The 20,831-nt window shown below is 63.2% G+C and carries 22 protein-coding genes and 1 pseudogene; 13 read left to right on the top strand and 10 right to left on the bottom strand.

From position 1 onward, the window contains the following. The 3 genes from AAGD32_15090 to ispG all read right to left on the bottom strand — a co-directional run. Window positions 1-395 (bottom strand): hypothetical protein (locus tag AAGD32_15090; GenBank protein ID MEM8875569.1); only part of this gene is annotated, 395 nt, incomplete at its 3' end. Next, complete coding sequence (locus AAGD32_15085; protein ID MEM8875568.1) at window positions 385-1,014, bottom strand: DUF5343 domain-containing protein; 630 nt, start codon at window positions 1,012-1,014, stop codon at window positions 385-387. The genes AAGD32_15085 and AAGD32_15090, both read right to left, overlap by 11 nt. Before the next feature lie 70 nt (window positions 1,015-1,084). Next, a complete protein-coding gene (gene ispG / locus AAGD32_15080) occupies window positions 1,085-2,383 on the bottom strand; it encodes a flavodoxin-dependent (E)-4-hydroxy-3-methylbut-2-enyl-diphosphate synthase (GenBank protein MEM8875567.1) in 1,299 nt (432 codons plus the stop codon). 122 nt (window positions 2,384-2,505) lie between these two features. Between ispG and AAGD32_15075 the strand changes: the two genes are divergently transcribed. Continuing rightward, window positions 2,506-3,225 carry a hypothetical protein gene (locus AAGD32_15075; GenBank protein ID MEM8875566.1) on the top strand — a complete coding sequence of 240 codons (720 nt, stop codon included), beginning with the start codon at window positions 2,506-2,508 and terminating at the stop codon, window positions 3,223-3,225. 19 nt (window positions 3,226-3,244) lie between these two features. Here the strand turns inward: AAGD32_15075 and AAGD32_15070 are convergent, their stop codons facing one another. Together AAGD32_15070 and AAGD32_15065 are read right to left on the bottom strand one after the other, a co-directional pair. After that, window positions 3,245-3,892, bottom strand: coding sequence for an MBL fold metallo-hydrolase (locus AAGD32_15070; protein MEM8875565.1), 648 nt, complete (start codon window positions 3,890-3,892; stop codon window positions 3,245-3,247). 9 nt (window positions 3,893-3,901) lie between these two features. Further along, window positions 3,902-4,642: a DNA alkylation repair protein gene (locus AAGD32_15065; GenBank protein ID MEM8875564.1), complete on the bottom strand. Its 741-nt coding sequence runs from the start codon at window positions 4,640-4,642 to the stop codon at window positions 3,902-3,904. Window positions 4,643-4,725: 83 nt separating this feature from the next. Between AAGD32_15065 and guaA the strand changes: the two genes are divergently transcribed. Next, window positions 4,726-6,297: a glutamine-hydrolyzing GMP synthase gene (gene guaA, locus AAGD32_15060; GenBank protein MEM8875563.1), complete on the top strand. Its 1,572-nt coding sequence runs from the start codon at window positions 4,726-4,728 to the stop codon at window positions 6,295-6,297. A 9-nt stretch (window positions 6,298-6,306) separates the two neighbouring features. Continuing rightward, entirely contained in the window at window positions 6,307-6,783 is a 477-nt protein-coding gene (locus AAGD32_15055) for a methylated-DNA--[protein]-cysteine S-methyltransferase (protein ID MEM8875562.1), read from the top strand. Between the two features lie 25 nt (window positions 6,784-6,808). Here the strand turns inward: AAGD32_15055 and AAGD32_15050 are convergent, their stop codons facing one another. Continuing rightward, window positions 6,809-7,594 carry a PEP-CTERM sorting domain-containing protein gene (locus tag AAGD32_15050; protein ID MEM8875561.1) on the bottom strand — a complete coding sequence of 262 codons (786 nt, stop codon included), beginning with the start codon at window positions 7,592-7,594 and terminating at the stop codon, window positions 6,809-6,811. A gap of 84 nt (window positions 7,595-7,678) precedes the next feature. Here AAGD32_15050 and AAGD32_15045 point away from each other — a divergent pair, with 84 nt between their 5' ends. Both AAGD32_15045 and AAGD32_15040 read left to right on the top strand, forming a co-directional pair. Then, a complete protein-coding gene (locus tag AAGD32_15045) occupies window positions 7,679-7,870 on the top strand; it encodes a hypothetical protein (protein MEM8875560.1) in 192 nt (63 codons plus the stop codon). A 10-nt stretch (window positions 7,871-7,880) separates the two neighbouring features. Continuing rightward, complete coding sequence (locus AAGD32_15040; protein ID MEM8875559.1) at window positions 7,881-8,693, top strand: hypothetical protein; 813 nt, start codon at window positions 7,881-7,883, stop codon at window positions 8,691-8,693. Here the strand turns inward: AAGD32_15040 and AAGD32_15035 are convergent. After that, window positions 8,690-9,301, bottom strand: a complete 612-nt coding sequence (locus AAGD32_15035) for a hypothetical protein (protein ID MEM8875558.1) — start codon at window positions 9,299-9,301, stop codon at window positions 8,690-8,692. The genes AAGD32_15040 and AAGD32_15035 overlap by 4 nt on opposite strands. 82 nt (window positions 9,302-9,383) lie before the next feature. Between AAGD32_15035 and AAGD32_15030 the strand changes: the two genes are divergently transcribed. The 8 genes and pseudogenes from AAGD32_15030 to mnhG all read left to right on the top strand — a co-directional run bounded on the left by AAGD32_15030 (window position 9,384) and on the right by mnhG (window position 16,874). Then, window positions 9,384-9,869: a peptidylprolyl isomerase gene (locus AAGD32_15030; protein ID MEM8875557.1), complete on the top strand. Its 486-nt coding sequence runs from the start codon at window positions 9,384-9,386 to the stop codon at window positions 9,867-9,869. A gap of 150 nt (window positions 9,870-10,019) precedes the next feature. Next, window positions 10,020-10,481: pseudogene (locus AAGD32_15025) on the top strand (peptidylprolyl isomerase). Window positions 10,482-10,711: 230 nt separating this feature from the next. Continuing rightward, entirely contained in the window at window positions 10,712-13,735 is a 3,024-nt protein-coding gene (gene mbhE, locus AAGD32_15020; GenBank protein MEM8875556.1) for a hydrogen gas-evolving membrane-bound hydrogenase subunit E, read from the top strand. Further along, a complete protein-coding gene (locus AAGD32_15015) occupies window positions 13,732-14,088 on the top strand; it encodes a sodium:proton antiporter (GenBank protein ID MEM8875555.1) in 357 nt (118 codons plus the stop codon). Before mbhE ends, AAGD32_15015 begins: the two co-directional genes overlap by 4 nt. Continuing rightward, window positions 14,085-15,647, top strand: a complete 1,563-nt coding sequence (locus AAGD32_15010; protein MEM8875554.1) for a proton-conducting transporter membrane subunit — start codon at window positions 14,085-14,087, stop codon at window positions 15,645-15,647. Before AAGD32_15015 ends, AAGD32_15010 begins: the two co-directional genes overlap by 4 nt. 2 nt (window positions 15,648-15,649) lie before the next feature. Continuing rightward, window positions 15,650-16,129: a Na+/H+ antiporter subunit E gene (locus AAGD32_15005; protein MEM8875553.1), complete on the top strand. Its 480-nt coding sequence runs from the start codon at window positions 15,650-15,652 to the stop codon at window positions 16,127-16,129. Then, on the top strand, window positions 16,126-16,491 hold the full coding sequence (locus AAGD32_15000) for a monovalent cation/H+ antiporter complex subunit F (protein MEM8875552.1): 366 nt from the start codon (window positions 16,126-16,128) through the stop codon (window positions 16,489-16,491). Before AAGD32_15005 ends, AAGD32_15000 begins: the two co-directional genes overlap by 4 nt. Further along, entirely contained in the window at window positions 16,488-16,874 is a 387-nt protein-coding gene (gene mnhG / locus AAGD32_14995) for a monovalent cation/H(+) antiporter subunit G (protein MEM8875551.1), read from the top strand. Before AAGD32_15000 ends, mnhG begins: the two co-directional genes overlap by 4 nt. A gap of 9 nt (window positions 16,875-16,883) precedes the next feature. Here mnhG and gcvP read toward each other — a convergent pair whose 3' ends face one another. The 3 genes from gcvP to AAGD32_14980 all read right to left on the bottom strand — a co-directional run. Further along, window positions 16,884-19,739, bottom strand: a complete 2,856-nt coding sequence (gene gcvP, locus AAGD32_14990) for an aminomethyl-transferring glycine dehydrogenase (GenBank protein ID MEM8875550.1) — start codon at window positions 19,737-19,739, stop codon at window positions 16,884-16,886. A gap of 91 nt (window positions 19,740-19,830) precedes the next feature. Then, on the bottom strand, window positions 19,831-20,277 hold the full coding sequence (locus AAGD32_14985; protein ID MEM8875549.1) for a GNAT family N-acetyltransferase: 447 nt from the start codon (window positions 20,275-20,277) through the stop codon (window positions 19,831-19,833). Window positions 20,278-20,342: 65 nt separating this feature from the next. After that, the coding region (locus AAGD32_14980; protein MEM8875548.1) for a GDP-mannose 4,6-dehydratase at window positions 20,343-20,831 on the bottom strand (489 nt) is incomplete at its 5' end.

The following is a 20,831-nucleotide window of genomic DNA, read 5'->3' as shown; positions in this document are numbered from 1 at the left end:
GCCAGGTGGCCAAAGTCGACAAAGCCCAAGAGATCGGCCTTCTCACCTTCTAGCCAAGATTCCTTCTCCGCTGAATCCCTGCGCGATTCCGCGTGCGATTTAATCCTCGGTGGCAGCTTATCTTGCCAGTCTAATCCTTCCGCCTCGCTTAACGCCTCCCGAATAAAAGACCTGATCTCATTCTCAAAGCAATGGAGCACAACATAAAGTCTTCCCATTTCGAGCGCGGAATTTCGCCTAGTTACGCTGAATGGGGCCAGTGCTTCAGTCAGAAGCGCTTCTTCACTTTCCCCCGAGTTCGCACCAACTTCGATGCCGGCGCTTTGAAAATCGCGAGCCTCCGACTCAAACATGAGCCCGCGGAAGAGGTAGTCACGAAGGTCTTTAAGGCTCAAGGAGGTGCTCCCGTAACGATTTGAAGATTGCGTTGTACACCTCGACATCCTTCGTTGCAGGGAGATGAATCTGGATGTTGTAGTGCAAGCTAGTTGAAATGCCGTTCGTGTTTTTGAAATCGGCTTCGATTGGTGAATCTGGCGTCGCTTCGTCGCTAACTGTGATGCGCTCGGAGGCAGCCTGCGCCTTTACATTTGACGCTTCCAAGTCCGCGAGCTTGAGTAGTTCATAAAAAGTCTTCGCCTGCAATGCCGCGACATTATCGCTGGCATTATGAAAACTCTTTAACTTGCCTTCAATAGCCTCTCTGTCTGATTCGGACGGTTTTGACTTGATCAGGAACAAGTCCTCATAGGCGTCCCTAAGAGCGTCCGCCATGACTGACTTCGAGCGGGAATGATCGCGGTAATCGTGATAGCGTTGTGTCGGCTTTCCGTCTGGTGAAAGGAATCGCAACGCTTTGAGCAAAGGCAGGAATGCTCGATCGTTTTTGGACGTGAAGCCCCAGTCCTTCAGAAGTTGCTGGGTGACTCGGTCAGGGGCCTGTCCGTCCCGAATCTGCTGGAAAACATCGGGAATTCGATTAGTCGGCAAGACATAAGCGCTTGTTAGTGCCATCGGTTTGTGCCCCCACAGGTTCGTTCATGGAATCGGATGTGTCGAAGGGTGTATGCATTCGCAACTTGTGTCAACCCACCACCGGCAGCACCGTGCCACGTTCCTCGCGGATTTTGTCCCAGCCGCTGCCCAGCTCCCCGATCGGGTCGGGTGGGGCGATTTCGACGACTTTGTCGCCGAGCTTGGCTTCGCCGCTTTGCACTTTGTCCTGGAACGCTTTGCACTCGATGAGCAGGCGGTCGAGGATCTCGGCTTCGGGGATGTTGGCGACGCGCTCGCCCTGGACGTAGATGATGCCCTTCTTGTTACCGGCGAAAATGGCGACGTCGGCGCCCTCGGCTTCGCCGGGGCCGTTCACGACGCAGCCCATCACCGCGACCTTCATCGGCACCGTGATCTCATCGGCCAGCATCTTCCGCACGTCTTGGGTCAGCGTAAACAGGTCGACCTGGATCCGCCCACACGTCGGACACGCGATCAGCTCCGCGCCGCGGCGTTCACGCAGGCCGAGCGTGTAGAGCAGTTCCAGTCCGTCCTCGACTTCGTAGATCGGGTCGTTGGCGTATGAGAGTCGGATCGTGTCACCGATGCCCGACGCGAGAAGGTGGCCCAGCGGGACGACGCTGCGGATGGTGCCGGTTTCCTTTGGGCCTGCGTGGGTCACGCCAAGGTGCAGCGGGTAGTCGAAACGCTTGGAAATCTCCGTGTACGCCGCGATGACGAGCTGGGCGTCGATGGACTTGGCGCTGATCGCGATGTCGTGGAAGTCTTGCTCATGGAAGATGTCGAGGTACTCCTCGAGCTTGGTGATCATGATCGCGAGCAGGTGACCGTGCTTGGAGTCGGAGAAGTAGCCGCCGAGTTCCTTGAGGCGCTTCTGCTTGTCCTTCCGTTCGATGATGGAGCCTTCATTGACGCCGACGCGGATGGGCAGCCTGCGGTCTTTGCAGGCTTGGATGACGTCGATGACCTGAGCGCGGTCGTTGATGTTGCCGGGGTTGAGGCGGATCTTGTGCACGCCGGCCTCGACGGCTTCGAGGGCGCGTTGGAAGTGGAAATGCACGTCGGCCACGATCGGCACGTTCACCTGCGGCAGGATCTCCTTGAGCGCGCCGGTGTCCTTCCGTTCCGGCACGGCAACGCGGACGACGTCGGCCCCGGCCTGGCTGAGCTTGCGGATTTCCGCGACACAGCCGTCGACGTCGTGGGTGTAGCCGCTGGTCATCGTCTGGACGGCGATGGGGGCGGGCGTCGTACCGTGCAGGCCGCCGCCGACTTTCACCCGGCCGACGCGGTCGTCGCCGAGGACGATCTGGCGGGTCGGGCGACGCGGGAACATGCTCGTCGGCTCGGAAGCTGGGGCGCTCATCGGTGCATGGTAGAACCGTGGCCCCCGCGAGTTTCAGCTTCCCAGCCGACGCTGCGGCCAACCAACGGGTCCGGGCGGTGTCCGACTTGACGGGAGCCTCCTCCCCGCGTCCCATCATGCCCGTGCGTTGTCTGCTCCTCGCGTTGATTCTGTTTGTTCCCGGCCTGTCGGCATCCGCTCAGGTTGCGCGAACGCAGCAGGCCCAGCGGCAGTTGCTCGAAGACGTTGCCCGTGAAGCCGCCCGGCGTGAGTTGGGTTTCGAAATCCGCAACACCGAACTCCTGCCCGGCGTGACGGTGGGGCGGTACCTGGACGACACCGGACAGTCCGAGCGTTTGCAGGATGCGCTTTCCCGCGCGGAGATCATCGGCGGTGCCCGCTGGCTCACCGCCGATGTGTGCCAGTTCCACCTCCAACTCGACGGACGTCTGGTGAGCGACCTGTTGGTCGGGGTCGCAAGACAAGGCGGGCCTTTGCGGGTTGATGATGTCGCGAAAGGAAGCCGGGCTTGGTTCGGGCGACCGTTCGTGGCCACGGGCACCGCGATCGATCCCGTGGCGCTGGAGACGTTGAATCCCCCGGCGTCGGCCGCGGCGGTCTGGCGGGGGGTGTCCCGTGATGCCCGTGTCCGGGCGATCCGCGCGGCTCATGCGGCGGCGGTTGCGTCAGCCGGACCCGCCGCGACGGCCCAGACGCCCGTCACCCAACTCCGGTTTTACGCCGAGGCGTCCGACGCATGCGTCGAAGTTGAACTTCTCTCACCTGCGACCGGGGAAGCGTTCTTTGGTACCGCGACCGTTCTCCGCACTCCCGTGAGGGCTGGCGAAGCTCGGACTGACTGATCTCGGTTCGTTGTACGCCTTATCCGCTGGTGGCAAGGGCGGCTTTGACGAATGGGTTAAGCGTTCGCTCTGCCCCGAGGGTGTCGGAGGCGCCGTGTCCGGTGAGCAAGCGCGTGTCGTCCGAGAGCCGCATGACACGGCGTAGGCTTGCCATGAGCGTCGGCTCGTCGCCACCGGGCAGGTCGGTGCGGCCGATCGAGTTCATCAGGATCAAATCGCCGCCGATCAGCACGTTTTGCTCGGGTAGGTGGTAGCAGACATGTCCCGGCGAATGGCCTGGCGTGTGGATGACATCGACGGGCATCGTGCCGATGTGCAGGCGATCTCCGTCTGCGACGCGGTGGGTCGGAGTCGCGGGCGGGATGTCGAACGGCAACTGAAACATGGCCGCCTGCGGGGCCGACAGCATCGGCAGGTCATCCGCATGCACCCGCAACTCCGCCTTCGGGAATCTTTCACGCACGACCGCATGGTCGGCGATGTGGTCGTAGTGCCCGTGCGTGAGCCAGATTCCGATCAGTTCGAGGTCGTGTTTCTCGACGTGGTCGAGCACCGGACCGACCGTGTGATCCGGCGCGTCAAACAGCACGGCTTGCTTGCTGTCCTCGTCAACGACGAGGAAGCAGTTGGTCTGCGCGATGCCGCCGGTGTGAGCCACGATTTGCATGGGGTGAGATTAGCGTTTGATCGTTCGTAACGCGCGGCGGACGGTGTACGCCGACGCATCGGTTTGGCCCCAATCGGCGACGACTTCACGCACCCATTGGGGGTGATCCTTCGCCGCGTCATTGAGCCAGTTGGCCACGCTGTCGCGGACGTACTTGCTCGGATCATCGTGCAGCGGTTGGAGCAGCGGCAAGCCGGGGGTGGGATCGGTTCTGAGCGGGGCGAGGTGTTTGCACCAGACACCACGGGGACGGGTGGCTTCGACGGCAAAGCGGCGGCGGTTGGCCGAGCGATGGCGTGTCCACGGGATAAATGCCTGGATGGCTCGACCGACATCCTCGGCGATGTGCGGACGCAGCGCGAGCCAAGCGAACTCGCGGACGCCGAAGTGTGGGTCGTCGGCAAACTTTGCCATCTGTCGCAGGCGCGTCGCGAATCCGCCGGTCGGCTGTCGCCCCACGACAAACGCGCCCCAGCCACGCATGACATCACTGCTAGACGAAGCGCATTGCTTTCTGGCCTCGGTTGCCCCGAGTTCCGCGATCAGCACGTCAGCGGCAAGGCGGATGCGGTCGACGGTGCCGGAGTCGTCAGCGTCGAGCGCTTCGGCAAGCCGTGGCACGTTGCCCATGACTTGCCGGGCCAGTTCCGCCTCGTCCATCGCGAGTTGCTCGACGAGTTCGCGGGTCGGTGCGCCGGCGTGGAGTTCGGCGAGCCGATCAGGCGAAACGTCGGAGCGTTTGCGGGACATCGGCCGGACAGTAGCCGAGGTCCAACTGGTGGCGGCGTTGGGACAGAAGTGCAATCTGCCGGGTGCGTCGATAGCATCGACCGATGGAAGCGTCTTCCCCACACGACAAGGTGCATGCCGAGCGGGTTCCGGTGTTGGATTTCGGTTCGCAGTATGCGCAGCTGATCTGCAGGCGGGTGCGCGAGGCGGGGGTGTACAGCGAGTTGATGCGGCCTGATACGCCGGCCGAAGCGCTGCGCGATCCGTCGATCAAGGGCATCATCCTCAGTGGCGGACCCAGCAGCGTCGGTGAAGGCGGCGCACCGCAGTGTGACCCGGCGATCTTCGAACTCGGCGTGCCCGTGCTGGGGATTTGCTACGGATTCCAGCTGGCCGCCACACTGCTCGGCGGCAAGGTCGAATCGGCCGAGGCCCGCGAGTACGGCCGGGCCAAGCTCACGCTCAAGGACGCACAATCCAAGTTGATGAAAGGGCTGCCGCCGGACATGACGGTGTGGATGAGCCACGCCGATCAGGTGCAGGAACTTGGTGATCAATGGGACAGTGTCGCGGCAACCGACACATGTCCGTTCGCCGCCGCGGCCTACCGGGGCAAGCCGATCTGGGGTGTGCAGTTTCACCCGGAGGTCACACACACGCCACGTGGCGAGCAGCTTTTCAGCAACTTCCTCTATGACATCTGCGGCTGTTCGGGTCTGTGGCGGATGGCGAACTTCGTCGACGTGACCGTCGAAAATGTCCGCGCTCAGGTCGGCGACGCGACGGTCATTTGCGGCCTGTCCGGCGGCGTCGATTCCTCGGTCACCGCAGCCTTGCTGCACAAGGCGATCGGCGACCAACTCGTTTGCATCTTCGTCGACAACGGCCTGCTGCGAAACAAGGAGAAGCAGCTCGTCGAGTCGACGTTCCGCGATCACTTCCACATCGACCTGCGGGTGGCCGACGCGGAAAAGGTGTTCCTCGACGGACTGGCCGGCGTGACCGATCCGCAGGAGAAACGCAAGATCATCGGCAAGACGTTCATCGACGTGTTCAAGCAGCACGCCGACGAGATCCCCGACGCGCGGTTCCTCGCACAGGGCACGCTGTACCCCGACGTGATCGAGTCGGGCCATGGCTATGCGGGGACATCGGCCAACATCAAGCTGCACCACAACGTCGGCGGTTTGCCCGAGGAGCTCGGCTTCGAGCTCGTTGAACCGTTGCGTGAGTTGTTCAAAGACGAGGTGCGGAGGGTTGGCGAGGTTCTGGGGTTACCCGAGCACTTGGTCTGGCGGCACCCGTTCCCCGGGCCGGGATTGGCCGTGCGGGTCATGGGCGACATCACCGAGGAGCGGCTTCACGTCTTACGACAAGCGGACGAGATCGTGCTTGACGAACTGACCGCCGCCAGGCTTTACCGCAGCACCGCGCAGGTGTTCGCCGTGTTGCTGCCGATCGGTACCGTCGGCGTCATGGGCGATGGTCGCAGCTACGAAAGCGTCATCGCAATCCGTGCTGTCGAGAGCAAGGACTTCATGACTGCCGACTGGGCGCGGCTGCCGTACGACGTGCTCGCGACGATGAGCAACCGCATAATCAACGAAGTCCGGGGCGTCAACCGCGTGGTCTACGACATCTCGTCGAAACCGCCCGCGACGATCGAATGGGAGTAGGGAAAAGTAATGACGGAAGAAGCGATCATCGAAACCCCCATCGGCCGGTTTGTCGCTGTCGCGAAGGACGGTGCCGTCACGTCTCTCACGCGTGCCGTCAGCCCCGCCGCCACACGGCAGGGGAGCGAATCGCCGGTCATCCATGAACTCGGCGCGCAACTCGCTGCCTACTTCGACGGCAAACTCCACGCGTTCGACCTCCCGCTCGCTCCGAAAGGCACGCCGTTCCAACAAACGGTGTGGGCGGAACTGCTGAAGATCCCGTTCGGTCAAACTCTCACCTACGGCGATATCGCAGACCGTCTCGGCAAGCACGGCGCGTCTCGCGCCGTTGGTGCGGCCAACGGTGCCAATCCGATCCCGATCGTGATTCCGTGCCACCGCGTTGTCGCCGCCGGTGGAAAGATCGGCGGTTACAGCGGCGGCGGCCCTGACGTGAAGCGCAAGCTTCTCGGCCTCGAACAAGGTTCGCTGTTCCCGGTCTAACGGTGGCGGCGACGAAGTCGCCCGATCAACGCCGACGCCGTAGCGCCAAACCTCCGAATGCGATCAATCCGACCGATGCCGGTTCCGGCACGGCCACGAGCGTGCCAGTGTTGATCACGAAGTTGTCGAAAAATGAGTTGAACTGGTCCGTCGCGAAGCCGTTGCCGCGTGCGCCGAAGCTGACGAACAACGCATCCGTGCCCCAGATACCTTGCACTAAGCCGGTCAGATCATCACTGAAGCCGTCATTGGTGGAGAAGGTGAGTGTGTCGGTGTCGGGCGCGTAGTCGATGACGAACGTGCCGGTTGAGGAAACCGTGGTGTCGGGGAGTGAGACGGTCTGGGCATCGTCGACGCGGAAGGCAACCGTCGCACCGGTGAGGTTCCCGATGCCGGCGTTGGCCGTGCCGAATCCGATCGCGGCACTGTCTTGTCCGTCGGTGTCGACCCCGACGCCGAAGACCAGCGCGAGTCCTTCCAGCGGTGAGCTGACGTCGGCGGTGGTGGCGTAGCTGTAGTCGAGTTGCATGTTGAACGGGTCGGCGGTGGAGAGCCGGAACCCCGCGCTGCCATTGCTGAGGTACAGTGCGTCATCGGTGAGTGCACCGAAACCGTTCGCCATGACACCGACCTGGCCGTTTTCCTCAATGATGGCCAAGTCCAGCGGGTTGTCGGCAAGCTGGGTCCACTGCAGTCCGATGACCCCGTCGGAAAAGTCATCGCTGAACACCGCTCCGGGTCCGGCCAACGCGACTGCGGGAAAGGCGAATGCGGCAACGACGGCGATTGGTTGTTTCAGGGTTATGGACATCATCTCAGGCCAGAAGTGTCGCCCACGACCGACCGCCGGGCAAGCATTTTCCCGCAAGCGCTCACGGCGCGCCTTTGATCGCGCATGCCCAAGTCCCGCATCGGCGGCGTTGTCGTCGCGCTCATCGGCCTGTTCGTGATCGGCCTAGAACTGACCAAGCCGACCATCGGCGGTTGGCTATGGCTCTTCGTCGGCGGGCTTGCGGTGATTCTGGGTACTTTCAACATTCTCGGCGTCGGCAAATCGGCCGACCCGGACGACAACGGGCCGGAGTAGCATTGCTGGCGTGTTTCACCTAGACCACGACAACGATCAGCCGCCGGCCACGAACGACCAACTCCGCGATGCCATTCTCGGGTCGTTGCGTAATGAACTGACGCTCGATCCACGGCACAACGCCGTTAATGTCACCGACGATCTTCTCAAGGTGACGGTCACCGACGCAAGAGTGTCGACCGACGTCCCGCCAAAGCGCCCGCGACCCGGCGACACACGAACGCCCGGCCCGCATTTCGACAACCTTCTTGTCGAAGGCCGACCGATCAAGGTCGACACGGCCGATGTGGAGCTGGCGTTGACCGCGAACGGTGTTTCGTTCGACTTCGACAAGGACACCGACGACGGGCGATGGCTGCTGATGCTCGGCAGCGTGCGCGACGGTGATGTGGATGTGTCCATCGCGCTGGCGGACCTTCGCGCGTTGATCGGGACGAAGGTGAAACAGGGGGCGGACGGTCACGGCGTCGTGATCGAAGGAATTGATCTCGACATCGCAAGCCATGGCCCGCGGAGCGTCCGGCTCGACGCGACGATCAACGGGCACAAGCCGATGGGCTTCATGAAGCCCGCGTTCTCCGTTGGCCTCACCGGCAACCTCGAAGTCGACGGCGATCTCGTCGCACGGCTGTCGGGTTTGCAGCTCAACGGCGACGGTCTGGTGATGAAGCTGCTCACCGGCCTGCTCGGCGACAAGCTCAAGGAACTAGAGAAAAAGCGATTCCCCCTCGCGGCGTTTCCGTTGGGCACGGCGAAGTTGCGTGACGTGGCGATCGACGCAACAGACCCGATTCGGGTGACGGCGAAGTTCGGCACCGATTAGCGCGACCAGTGGATCGGCTCGGGGTTGAAGCCCGCCTCGACGACGCCGGGCATGGATCGGCGGACGCCGTTGGGCAGACCGTTGATCAGGTCGAAGCCACGCGTGCCGACTAGGGCGTAGCCGTTGATGTTCGGCACGTTTCGCTCGACCGTTGTCTCGATGCCGAGGCTCCAGAGTCGCAGCGCGAGTTTGTCGGCACCATCACGCGTCACCGATTCAGCGTAGAGCATGTAAGACTTACCCGGCGTGCGCTCGATCATCGGTTCGTCGACGAACGACGTGTCGGCGGTGCCGGCGGCCATCGACGTTGCGGGGCCTGTGCCGGTCATCTGTCGGCCGGCGAACATACCCAAGACACCGAGCATCATCGCGGCCGCGGCGGCGTACTTCATCGGCACCGGTCGAATGTCGATCGGTGCGGGCGGTTCCTCGATTTCGGCGTCGATCGTGTCGGCCGGCTCCGGGTCGAACCCGAACGCGGTGCGGTCGATCAGAACTTCCTCGGCTTCGACCAACTCGATTTCGGTTGTCTCGGTATCCAACTCGACGGTGTTGCCGCTGAACACCGAGCCGAGGTGCGCCGGTTCTTTTTCCGAGTCGTGTGCCACAATCTGAACATCGGTCGTCACGGCCGACGACTTTCCCCGACTGTGCGGGTTACAACGGATGGAGCCGGCCTACCATGCGGCCATGCCCAAGTCATACCGCTCCGCACCCGACATGCAGATCGACCCTGCAAAGTCCTATACGGCCAACTTCAAGACCAATAAAGGCGAGATCCACGTCGAACTGTTCGCCAGCGAAGCCCCGACGACCGTGAACAACTTCGTGTTCCTCGCAAAGGACGGGTTCTATGACGGTATCAAGTTTCACCGTGTCATTGCGGACTTCATGATCCAGGGCGGTTGCCCGCTCGGTACCGGTACCGGTGACGCGGGCTACAAGTGGAACGACGAACCGAGCGCGCTCAAGCTCAAGCACGACGGCCCGGGCGTGCTGTCGATGGCCAATGCCGGTCCGAACACCAACGGCTCTCAGTTCTTCATCACCCACGTCGCGACCGACTGGCTCGACGGCAAGCACGCGGTGTTCGGCAAGGTCAGTGCTGGCCAGGACGTCGTTGACGCCATCGCGCAGGGTGACCAGATTGAAACCATCGAGATCACGGAGGCTTGAACCATGTTGATGATCACCGCACTCACCGCCATCGCTGCTTTTGTCGCCGTTGCCCCCGAGCGGGCCACGATTCCCGCCTCCGCCGTTGCTGCTTCCGAGCGTGTGGCAGCCGAGCAGCAAGCGGCCAAGCAATGGGAAGATGCTCCCGCGATGATGATCGACCCGCGCGAGCCGATCGTCGCCACGATTTCGACGAATCACGGCAACATCGTCCTGGAACTGCGTCCCGAGTTTGCCCCGCGGACCGTGAACAACTTCGTGTTCTTGGCCACCGAGGACTTTTACGACGGCGTGATCTTCCACCGCGTGATCGATGAGTTCATGATCCAGGGCGGCGATCCGACCGGCACCGGTCGCGGCGGGCCCGGCTACCGGTTCTATGACGAGGTCGTCGGCAACCCGCTGATTCACGAGAAATATGTGATCTCGATGGCCAACGCCGGCGCGAACACGAACGGCAGCCAGTTCTTCATCACCGACACCGAGACGCCGCACCTCAACGGTCGGCACACGGTTTTCGGCAAGGTGATCGAAGGGACCGAGGTCGTCGACGCCATCAGCGAAGTTGCCAAGGGTGCCGGCGATCGACCGGTCGAGGACGTGGTGATCGAAGATGTCATCGTTCCCGGTTACACCGACGGGGATGACCATCATGGGGATGACCACGCGGAAGCTCCTGCGACGCAGCCCGCCGAGTGAATTGCTTGGGCCGGACTCCGTTTGCTCGTAGATGTGATTTCGATTTGTACGGCGGTAACGCCGATCGCGCCGAGTTAGCGGTGCTTGTCATGAAAACACCCGCCCGCTTGGAGGAGCCGGCGTTTCCCTAGGATGCGATCTTGATGTCGTCCGGTTGGCCCCTCCTCATCGCCGTGTTTGCCCCGATGGTTTGTGGTGGCGTGGGTCTGTTCCTGCCCCGGCAGAACATGGGCGGACGTGTCGCGCTGGCCGCGGCCGGCCCGGTGATCGCACTGGTCCTGCTCGTCGCCCACGTCGCTGCTCACGGTCGTGTAGAGACCAAGGCCGTGGAATGGGTGCCGGGCCTGCACATGAACTTCGCTTGGATCGTCGACGCGACGAGCGTGATGTTCAACGGCTTTATCGCCGGCATCGGCCTGTTGATCATCCTCTACGCACGGGCCTACCTCGGGCCCAAGCCCGACGACCTGTATCGCTTCTACCCGATGCTCGGCCTGTTCATGACGGCCATGCTCGGGCTGACCATGTCGGACAACCTGCCGACGATGCTGTTGTTCTGGGAGATGACCAGCATCAGTTCGTTCCTGCTGATCGGTTGGAAGTTCTCCGACAAAGTCGCGAGCCGAAACGCGATGCAGGCGTTCCTCGTTACCGGCCTCGGCGGACTTGTGTTGATGGGCGGGTTGATCTTGCTGGCGATCGCCGGCGGGAACGAAGACGGCGCGGTCTGGCGGTTCAGTGAGATGGACGGGCCGATGCAGGGCAAGACGCTTGCGTTGGCGTTCGTCCTTCTCTACGTCGGCATCGCCGCGAAGTCGGCGCAGTGGCCGTTGCACTTCTGGCTGCCGGGCGCGATGAACGCACCGACGCCGGTCAGTGCCTATCTCCACTCGGCAGCCATGGTCAAGGCGGGCATCTACCTGCTCGCCCGACTCTGGGAGCCACTGTCGAATCTCGATGTCTGGCCGCTGGTCGTGATTCCGCTCGGCGCGATCACGATGGCGTATGGCGCCGTCATGGCCCTGCGGCAGGACGGGCTCAAAGCCATCCTCGCGTACACCACCATCAGCCAACTTGGCCTGCTTGCCACCGCGTTCGGTTTGGGCGGCCTGAGCTACGACGGCGAGGCGAATCTCATCGCGCCGAACCTGCAGATCCTCAACCACGCGCTGTACAAAGCGCCGTTGTTCATCCTCGCCGGTGCGATCATCCACGGCCTGCACCGTGAAAAGCTCTCCGACTGCATCGGTCTCTACCGTGAAGGCGGCGACGCAAAGCTGTATGCGACGTTGTTCCTGATCGGGTCGTTTGCGCTGGCCGCTTTCCCGCTGTCGTTCAGTTTCTCGGCCAAGGAAATGTTCCTGTACCAGGTCGCGCACTCGGCTAAGGCACTGGGCGTGTGGTTCTGGCCGCTTGCGGCAGCGGCGGTGATCGTCGGGCTTTGCAACGTCGCGTTGTTCGTTCGTTTTCTTCGGACGTTCATGACCGCGCCGACGATTTCCGCGACGCCGCCCGAGCATGTGGAGCATCACGACGTGCCGGTCTGGCATGCGTTCTTGTGGGTGCCGGCCGCGTTGCTCATCGGTTTGCAGTTTGTTCTCGGCATCGTGCCGATTGTCGGGGCTTGGTTGCTCGATCCGTTGGCCGGGCCGACTTTCTACGACAAGTTCGCGACGCTGCCGTGGGTGTGGGAGTTGCTGACGCCGGGCGTGCCGTTGTTGCTCAGCGGGCTGGGAATTTTCATCGGGCTCATCGTCGGCGCGACACCGTTGTGTGCGGCGGGTCCGGTTCGGCCATGGCCGGAAGTCTTCAGCAGGCTCTTCGATGGTGGCTACTGGCTCGCGACCGTCGGTGGGCGATTCCCGTTTGAAGCGCTACAGAACGGCAGTTTCCGCAGCTACATCTTCACGTTCGGTGCGGCGCTGTTGGCGATCCTCGGGTGGGGTGTCGCCGTCGCGGGCTGGCCGGAGTTCCGGGCCACGTTCGACTTCACTTGGGAACAGCTGCCCGGCTACCTCATCATCGGCATCACGATCGGCGTGGTCATCATGGCCGCCGTGGTGCAGCAACGAATCATCCGCGTGTTGCTCCTCGGTGCGACCGGCCTGGGTATGGCGGGGCTGTACTACCTCTACGCCGCCCCGGACCTGGCGCTGACGCAAATCAGCATCGAGATCGTCAGCATCATTCTGTTCCTGCTCGTGTTGACACTGCTACCCAACGAGCGGGCGCAGGCGCGGCAGCGGTGGTTGCCACGCGGGGTCATTGCGATCCTCATCGGTTTGGCGATCGGCGGCGCGACTTACGTCGCGGCAACGGCGGACACGCCGGCCAAGTTGCCGACCATCGCGGCTGCCGACGAAGTCGAGAAACTCGGCGACTACTTCCTCCGCAACAGCTACGAGGGCACCGACTCGTCGAGCGTGGCCAACGTCTATGGCGGCTCGGTCGCACGCGGCCTTGATCACCTCACATCGTTCGACACGGACCTCAAATACATCGATCCGCCCGCTCCGACCGAGTCGGTCGTCCACAAAGGCGGCGGCGGGTCCAACGTGGTCAACGTCATTCTCGTCGACTTCCGCGGCTTCGATACGATGGGCGAGATCGTCGTGCTCGGCATCGCGGTCATGGGCGTGTGGACACTGATGAAGCGCACGCCCGACGAAATGGACGAGCCGCGGGATTCGCTCGCGTCGCCCGGCGAAGTGGTGTCGCCGATCCTTCGGCAGGCCGTGCGTTTCTTGATCCCCGTGTCGCTCGTCTTCGCGGTGTATGTGTTTTTCAAAGGCCACCAGGAACCCGGCGGGGGCTTCGTCGGTGGGCTCGTCGCGGCGGTCACGATCGTGGTTTATCGCATGACGTTCGGCGGTCCGTCGCTCCGGCAGCTCATGCCGGTCAGCGAGCACGTGATGATTGCCGTCGGGCTGATCTTGGCGGGCACCTCCGCATTGGGGCCGTTGTTCTTCGGGCTGCCGTTGCTCACGACCAACCACGGCTACATCGACCTGCCGGGGGGTGTCGAGTTCCACTGGGCGACCGTGTTGATCTTCGATGCGGGTGTGGCGCTCGTCGTGATTGGCACCGTGGTCGGCATGATCGACGTGTTGTCCAACGCCGTCGAACGTCGAGCGATCGGCCAAAGCACCGGGGAGGTCGCGTCGTGACACTGTTGACTTGCATTCTCGTGGGCGTGATCTTCGCGGCGTCGTTCTACTTGCTCACCGGCCGGGAGCTCAAAGGCATTTGCATGGGCATGTTCCTGCTGGGTCACGGGGCGAACCTCGCCATCCTCAGCGTCAGCGGTTCGCCGCTCGGCAAGACGACGCCGGTGTTGGGCGAGTACGGTAAGCTGGCCGGCACCGAGGCGGATCCGTTGCCCCAGGCGCTGATCCTGACCGCGATCGTCATCGGCTTCGCGGTGCAGGCGTTCGCCCTGACCATGCTCGTCGTAACCTACCGCCGCGGCGGGTCGAGCCGGCTCATGGAGCTCGAGCGGAAAGCCGAGGCGGACAAGTGAACCACCCCGGCATCGTCATCTTCGTCATGCTCCCGATGGTTGCGGCCGTCGCGGACATGCTGTTGCACAAGTACAAGAAGCCGCAGCGGGTCATCGCCGTCGGTACGTTGTTGGGCAACATGGTCGCCGCGATATGGGCTCTGGCAAAGACCAGCGACGGAACCGTGCTGGTCTCTCAGATGGGCAACTGGCCGGCCCCGTTCGGCATCAGCGTGATCGTCGACATGCTCAGCGCCATCCTCCTGGCGGTGACGTCGGCGGTGATGCTCGCCGTCTACATCTACAGCCTCCGCGAACTGCCCAGGCGTTTCGCAGGCGGGTACTTCAACCCGCTGTACCTCTCGCTCCTCATGGGCGTGAATTGGGCGTTCATCACCGGCGATCTGTTCAACCTCTTCGTCGCGTTCGAGATTTTCCTTCTGAGCAGTTACGGCATCCTGATCCTCGGCACGACGCCCGCGCAGATGCGGCAAGCGTACAAGTACGTCTTGCTGAACCTGTTCGCGTCGACCTTGTTCGTTGCGGCATGTGGCCTGACGTACGGCGTGCTCGGCACGTTGAACTTCGCCGAGATCGCCGCGTTGGCCAACGCGGGGCAGGTGCCCGCGTCGATGGTGCCGGTCGCGGGACTGTTGCTGATGGTGTTCGCGGCGAAGACGGCGGCGTTTCCGCTTTGGTTCTGGCTGCCCGACACCTACCCGACGCTCCCCCCGGCGATGGGCGGGTTGTTCAGTGGCCTGCTTACGAAGGTGGGCGTCTACACCCTGTTGCGGGTGTTCATCCAAGTGCTCGGCGACGTGCCGTTGATCGCACAACTCGCGCTGCCATTGATCCTAATCAGCGCGGTCGGCACGATGTTCGGCGGCGTGCTCGGCGCGGTTAGCTCGACACGCATCCGCAAGATCCTCGCCATTCACGTCATTTCGCAGGTCGGATACATGGTGCTCGGCATCGGACTGGCGACGAAGGTCGCGCTCGCTGCCGTCGTGCTCTATGTCGTGCAGCACATGGTGGTGAAGTGTGCCCTGTTCCTGTGTGCCGGCCTCGTGATCGGGCGGACAGGCACGGACGATCTCGGCCGGCTCGGCGGGTTGATCAAGCGGGACGTCCCGCTCGCGGTGCTGTTCTTCATCGCGGCCATGTCACTGGTGGGGCTGCCCCCTTTGAGTGGGTTCTACGGGAAGTTCATGCTCATCACCGAGAGCTTCGCCCGTACCGACTGGCAAGGTTACGTGCTCGGCGGTTTTGCCATCATCACCGGCGTGCTGACGCTCGTGTCGATGGTCAAGATCTGGAACTATGCGTTCTGGAACAAGGAACAACCCGGGGCGCCGGGCGACGTGCCGATCATGAGCAACGCGCCGAACACGGTCGGCTACTTTGCGACAGGCTTCCTGGTGTTGATCGCGTTGTCGGTCGCGTTTGGGGCACAGGGCTACCTGAACCTCGCCAACGTCGCCGCGGAACAGATGCTTGATGCCGAGGCGTACGTGTCGGCGGTTCTGGGCGACGAGGCCTGGGCCTATGTCGAGCAGCAGCGGATGGAGGTGCGGCCGTGAGCATGTTTCTCTTGAACCTCGTGCTGGCGGTGATGTTTGGGCTGATGCTCGGTGGCTTTTCGCCGGCGACGTTGATCTCCGGGTTCGTCATCGGCTTCCTGATTCTCAACCCGATCAGCAAGGCCTCGACTGGTCGGGCTTACGGCGGACGGATCATCCGCCTGATTCGTTTCGGCGTGTACTTTGTTCGCATCCTCGTCATCGCCAACATCGACGTCGCCCGGGAAGTCATCACGCCCGGCAGCCGACTCCACCCGCGAATCGTCCGTTTCGAGGTGACCGACCTCACGCCGGTGCAGATCACCGTCCTGTCCAACGCGATCACGCTCACGCCCGGCACGCTGGTGGTCGACGTGTCCGACAAGGGCGACGACGGTCAGCAGTTCCTCTACATCCACTGCATGTTCGGCGCGGACCGGGGATTGTCGATCGAAGGAATCACCGAACTGCGGCGTAGGCTGCTCACGGAGGTGTTCGGATGAACGTCTTCGCTCTTCATCTCGCCGGCGTGTTGGCACCGATCGTCTCCGAGCGCGATCCCTGGCACGCGGCACTGATCAACATCCTCATCGAGGTTGGGTTTCTCGTTATCGCGATCAGTGTTGTGCTGTGCGTGATCCGATTGATCCGGGGGCCTCACCTCGCCGATCGGGCGGCCGCCTCGGACGCGCTGGCCATTCAGCTTGCCGGCCTCGTCGTGCTGTTCACCCTCAAGGTCGACGCGCTGGTGCTTTTCGATGGCGTGCTTGTGTTGTCGCTCATCGGCTTCGCGGGAACCCTGGCCGTGGCTCAGTTCATGATCCGCCGGGCGCTCAAACGTGAACGTGAGGAGGCGTCGCCGTGATCGAAGCCATTGCGATCTTGTGCAACCTGACCGCCGCGGCCGCGATCTTGTTCGGGTTGTTCTTCTTATTTGTCGGCGCCTTGGGCATCTATCGCTTGCCGGACGCGTACAACCGGATACATGCGGCGAGCAAGAGCATCACGCTCGGGATCGTGTCACTGTTGCTCGCGTCGGTGCTTCACTTGGCGGCGCCCGACGGAGACTTTGACCGCACCGAGGTGATCGCCGCCATCACGAAGGCGATCCTCGTGATCGTGTTCCAGTTCGTCGCGGCGCCGGTGGCAAGCCACATGCTCGCCAAGGGCGCGCACATGGATGACGCCTTGAAAAAGATGGATGCTGGCGACGACGAACTCGAAAACGATCAAACGTCCAACGCCTGACGGGTCGCATCAGCTTTGTGCGTAAGACTCGATCGGCGGGCAGGTGCAGACGACGTTGCGGTCGCCGTAGACGTTGTCGATGCGGCCGATGCTCGGCCAGAACTTGTTGGCACGCACCCACGGCAATGCATACGCCGCCTGCTGCCGCGAGTACGGATGCGGCCACTCATCGCCGGACACCGCATGGACGGTGTGCGGCGCGTTTTTCAGCAGCTCGGGTTGCTCGTCGATCTCACCGCGAATGGCGATCATCGCGTCGCAGAAGCGATCGAGTTCGGCTTTGGTTTCCGACTCGGTCGGCTCGATCATGAGCGTGCCCGAGACGGGCCATGACATGGTCGGGGCGTGGAAGCCATAATCCATCAGGCGCTTGGCGATGTCCTCGACGGTGACATTTTTGAACGGCCGGGCGTCGATGATGAACTCGTGGGCGACCCGGCCGTTGTTGCCGGTGAAGAGCACGCCGAAGTGCCCTTCGAGCCGCTTGGCCATGTAGTTGGCGTTGAGGATGGCGAGCTCGGTCGCCCGTTTGAGACCGGCCGGGCCCATCATCGCGATGTACATCCACGAGATCGGCAGGATCGAGGGCGAGCCGAACGGAGCCGCCGACACGGCAGCACTGTCCGCGTCCGTCGGGTCGCCCGGCAGGAACGGCGCGAGGTGCTCCGCGACGCCGATGGGGCCCATTCCCGGCCCGCCGCCGCCGTGGGGGATGCAGAAGGTCTTGTGCAGGTTGAGGTGGCACACGTCCGCCCCGAAGTCGCCCGGCCTGCAGAGGCCGACCTGCGCGTTCATGTTCGCGCCGTCCATGTAGACCTGCCCGCCGTGGTCGTGCACGACTTGACAGACGGTGCGGATGTGCTTCTCGAACACCCCATGCGTGGACGGGTAGGTGACCATCAGCGCCGCGAGCTTGTCCGAGTGTTCTTCGCACTTGGCGGTGAGATCGTCGAGGTCGATGTCGCCGTTGTCCTGGCACTTGATGACGACGACCTTCATGCCAGCGATGACGGCCGAGGCGGGGTTGGTGCCGTGGGCGGAGTCGGGGATCAGGCAGATGTCACGACCGGTGTCGCCGCGCGATTCGTGGTACCGGCGAATCGCGAGCAGGCCGGCGTACTCGCCCTGGCTGCCGGCGTTGGGCTGGAGCGAGACGGCCGCGAAGCCGGTGATCTCCGAAAGCCACGTCTCGAGCTGCTCGAAAAGCTCGGCGTATCCCTTGGTCTGCGGGGTCGGGGCGTACGGGTGCAGCTCGCTGAAGCCCGGCCACGATACCGGCAGCATCTCCGCCGCCGCGTTGAGCTTCATCGTGCAACTGCCCAGCGGGATCATCGAGTGCGTGAGCGAGAGGTCCTTGCTCTGCAGCCGCTGGAGGTAGCGGAGCAGTTCGTGCTCGGAGTGGTGGGTGTTGAAGACCGGGTGGGTGAGGTACCCGGTCGTGCGCTTGTACCACGCCTCCGGGTCGTCGAGCGCCTCGGCGGCAAGCTCGTCGATGTGCAGGCGGGTGGTGCCGCCGCCGGAGAAGCACTCGATGATCTGCTGCACCTCATCGCGATCGGTGCGCTGGTCAAGGGTGATGCAAAGCCCGTCGTCGACGCGGCGGAAGTTGAAGTCGTTGAGTCCAGCGACGCGGACGATCTGGTCGATCTCCAGGCCGACGGGTTTGACATGCACCGTGTCGAACCGCGGCCCGGGCGTGACCTCGTGGCCGACGCGTTGCAACCCGGCGGCAAGGGCGGCGGTCAGCAGACGCACCCGCTCCGCGATCCGCCGCAGCCCCTCGGGTCCGTGGTACACCGCGAACATCGACGCCATTATCGCCAGCAGCACCTGGGCGGTGCAGATGTTGGACGTGGCCTTGTCGCGGCGAATGTGCTGCTCGCGTGTCTGCAGGGTCAGGCGGTAGGCGACGTCGCCGTGGGCGTCCTTGGAGACGCCCACCAGTCGGCCAGGCATCTTGCGGGCGTGCTTGTCGAGGGTCGCCATGAACGCGGCGTGCGGCCCGCCGAAGCCCATCGGCACGCCGAACCGCTGCGTGTTACCGACGCAGATGTCCGCACCCCATTCGCCCGGCGGCGTCAGCACGCAAAGCGAAAGAATGTCCGCCGCCGCGACGACAAGACCGCCGGCCTCATGAACACGCTCGGCCAGTTCGCGGTAGTCGACAATCGCACCCGTCGTCGTCGGGTACTGCACGAGCACGCCGAACGCCTGCTCCGCAATCTCAGATTTGAGATTTGAGATCTGAGTTGTCACCCGCACATCGATGCCCATTGTCCGTGCCCGGGTCGTGACGACGCCGATGGTTTGCGGATGGCAGCCGGCGTCGATGACGAACGTGTTCTTTTTCTTGCCCGCGATCCCCTTGGCCATCGCCATCGCTTCGGCCGCCGCGGTGGCTTCGTCGAGCAGCGACGCGTTGGCCAACGGCAGCCCGGTCAGGTCGCTGACCATCTGCTGGAAGTTGAGCAGCGCTTCGAGCCGGCCTTGGGAAATCTCGGCCTGGTAGGGCGTGTACTGCGTGTACCAGCCAGGGTTCTCAAACAGGTTCCGCAGGATCACCGCCGGCGTCTCGCAGGCGGCGTAGCCCATGCCGATGAGACTTCGCCGCACGATGTTCTTCTCCACGATCTCCCGAAGGTCTGCCAGCGCCTGTGCCTCGGTCCGTGAAGCAGGCAGGTCGAGCGGCCGATCCAGCCGGATGTCCTCGGGAACCGCATCGTTGATGAGTTCTTCGAGCGAAGTGGCACCGATGAGGTCGAGCATGTCGCGGACCTCGGCCGGATCAGGGCCGTTGTGCCGGTCGGCAAAACGGTCGGTGGCATCGAGCAGCGCGGAGACGTCGGTGGCGGCAGTCGTGGACATGGGCTTATGCGTTCACCCGTTCATGCGGATGAACGGATGAATCATAGCGATCGGCGGCTCCCGGGTCGCATGGTTTCACCGCTTGTGACGGTTAAGACCGGTTGCGGGGGCGGTCCATGAACATCACCACGTGCGGGCCGAGGTCGGGGATGTCGAACACGTCGCCGACCGAGTCGAACCCGTGGCCGGAGTAGAAGCCGAACACGTCCGTCCGGGTGTTGCCCCAGATCCGTTGTGCCCCCATTTCCCAAGCCTTGTCGAGCATCGACTCAATCAGAGCCGTGCCGACGCCCGAGCCTTGGAACTTGGGATCGATGGCCATCCCACGGAAACGGAAGTCGCCGGGTTTGCCCTTCTTGGGCATCGGCTGTTCCGCGTAGATTGACACGACGCCGATGACCTTTGAGCCCTCACGGATGCCGAGATGAACGGCCGAGTTGTCGCCGGGATACAACGTTTCCTCGAACGGCTGATTCGATCGAAGCACCGCATACCGTAGCGGGCGGACGTCCTCGGTTTGAAGTTGCTCGATCTCCATGGGCTTGCGGGGATTCCGTTCTGGGGATTGGGGATGTTACGCCAACGCGAGGTCGGCTGCGCGATTCAGTCACCGTAGCCGTTGGGGTTTTTCTCGAACCAGTTCCACGCGGTTTCGATGATCGCCTTCGGGTCCTTGTACCGTGCTTCCCAGCCGAGTACGCGCTTGGCCTTGGAGGGGTCGGCGTAAAGCGCGATGGCGTCGCCGGCGCGGCGGGGGCCGATCTCGACGGGGATGTCCCGGCCTGTGACGGTGCGGGCTTGCTCGATGATCTCCTTGACGCTGAAGCCGCGTCCGGTGCCGAGGTTGCACAGAATCGGGCTGTTGGAATCAAGTTTCTCCATCGCCCTGATGTGTGCGTCCGCGAGGTCGTTGACGTGGATGTAGTCACGCACGTTGGTGCCGTCGGGCGTCGGGTAGTCATCGCCAAAGATCGTGATTTTCTCGCGCTTACCCAGGGCGACTTCGAGCACGACGGGGATCAGGTGGGTCTCGGGATCGTGGTCTTCGCCAAGTCTGCCTTCGGGGTCACAGCCGGAGGCGTTGAAGTAGCG

Source organism: Planctomycetota bacterium (assembly GCA_039182125.1).
Taxonomy (GTDB): domain Bacteria; phylum Planctomycetota; class Phycisphaerae; order Tepidisphaerales; family Tepidisphaeraceae; genus JBCDCH01.
The sequence above is the reverse complement of the archived record's forward strand: the minus strand, read 5'-3'. Positions and strand labels throughout refer to the sequence as shown.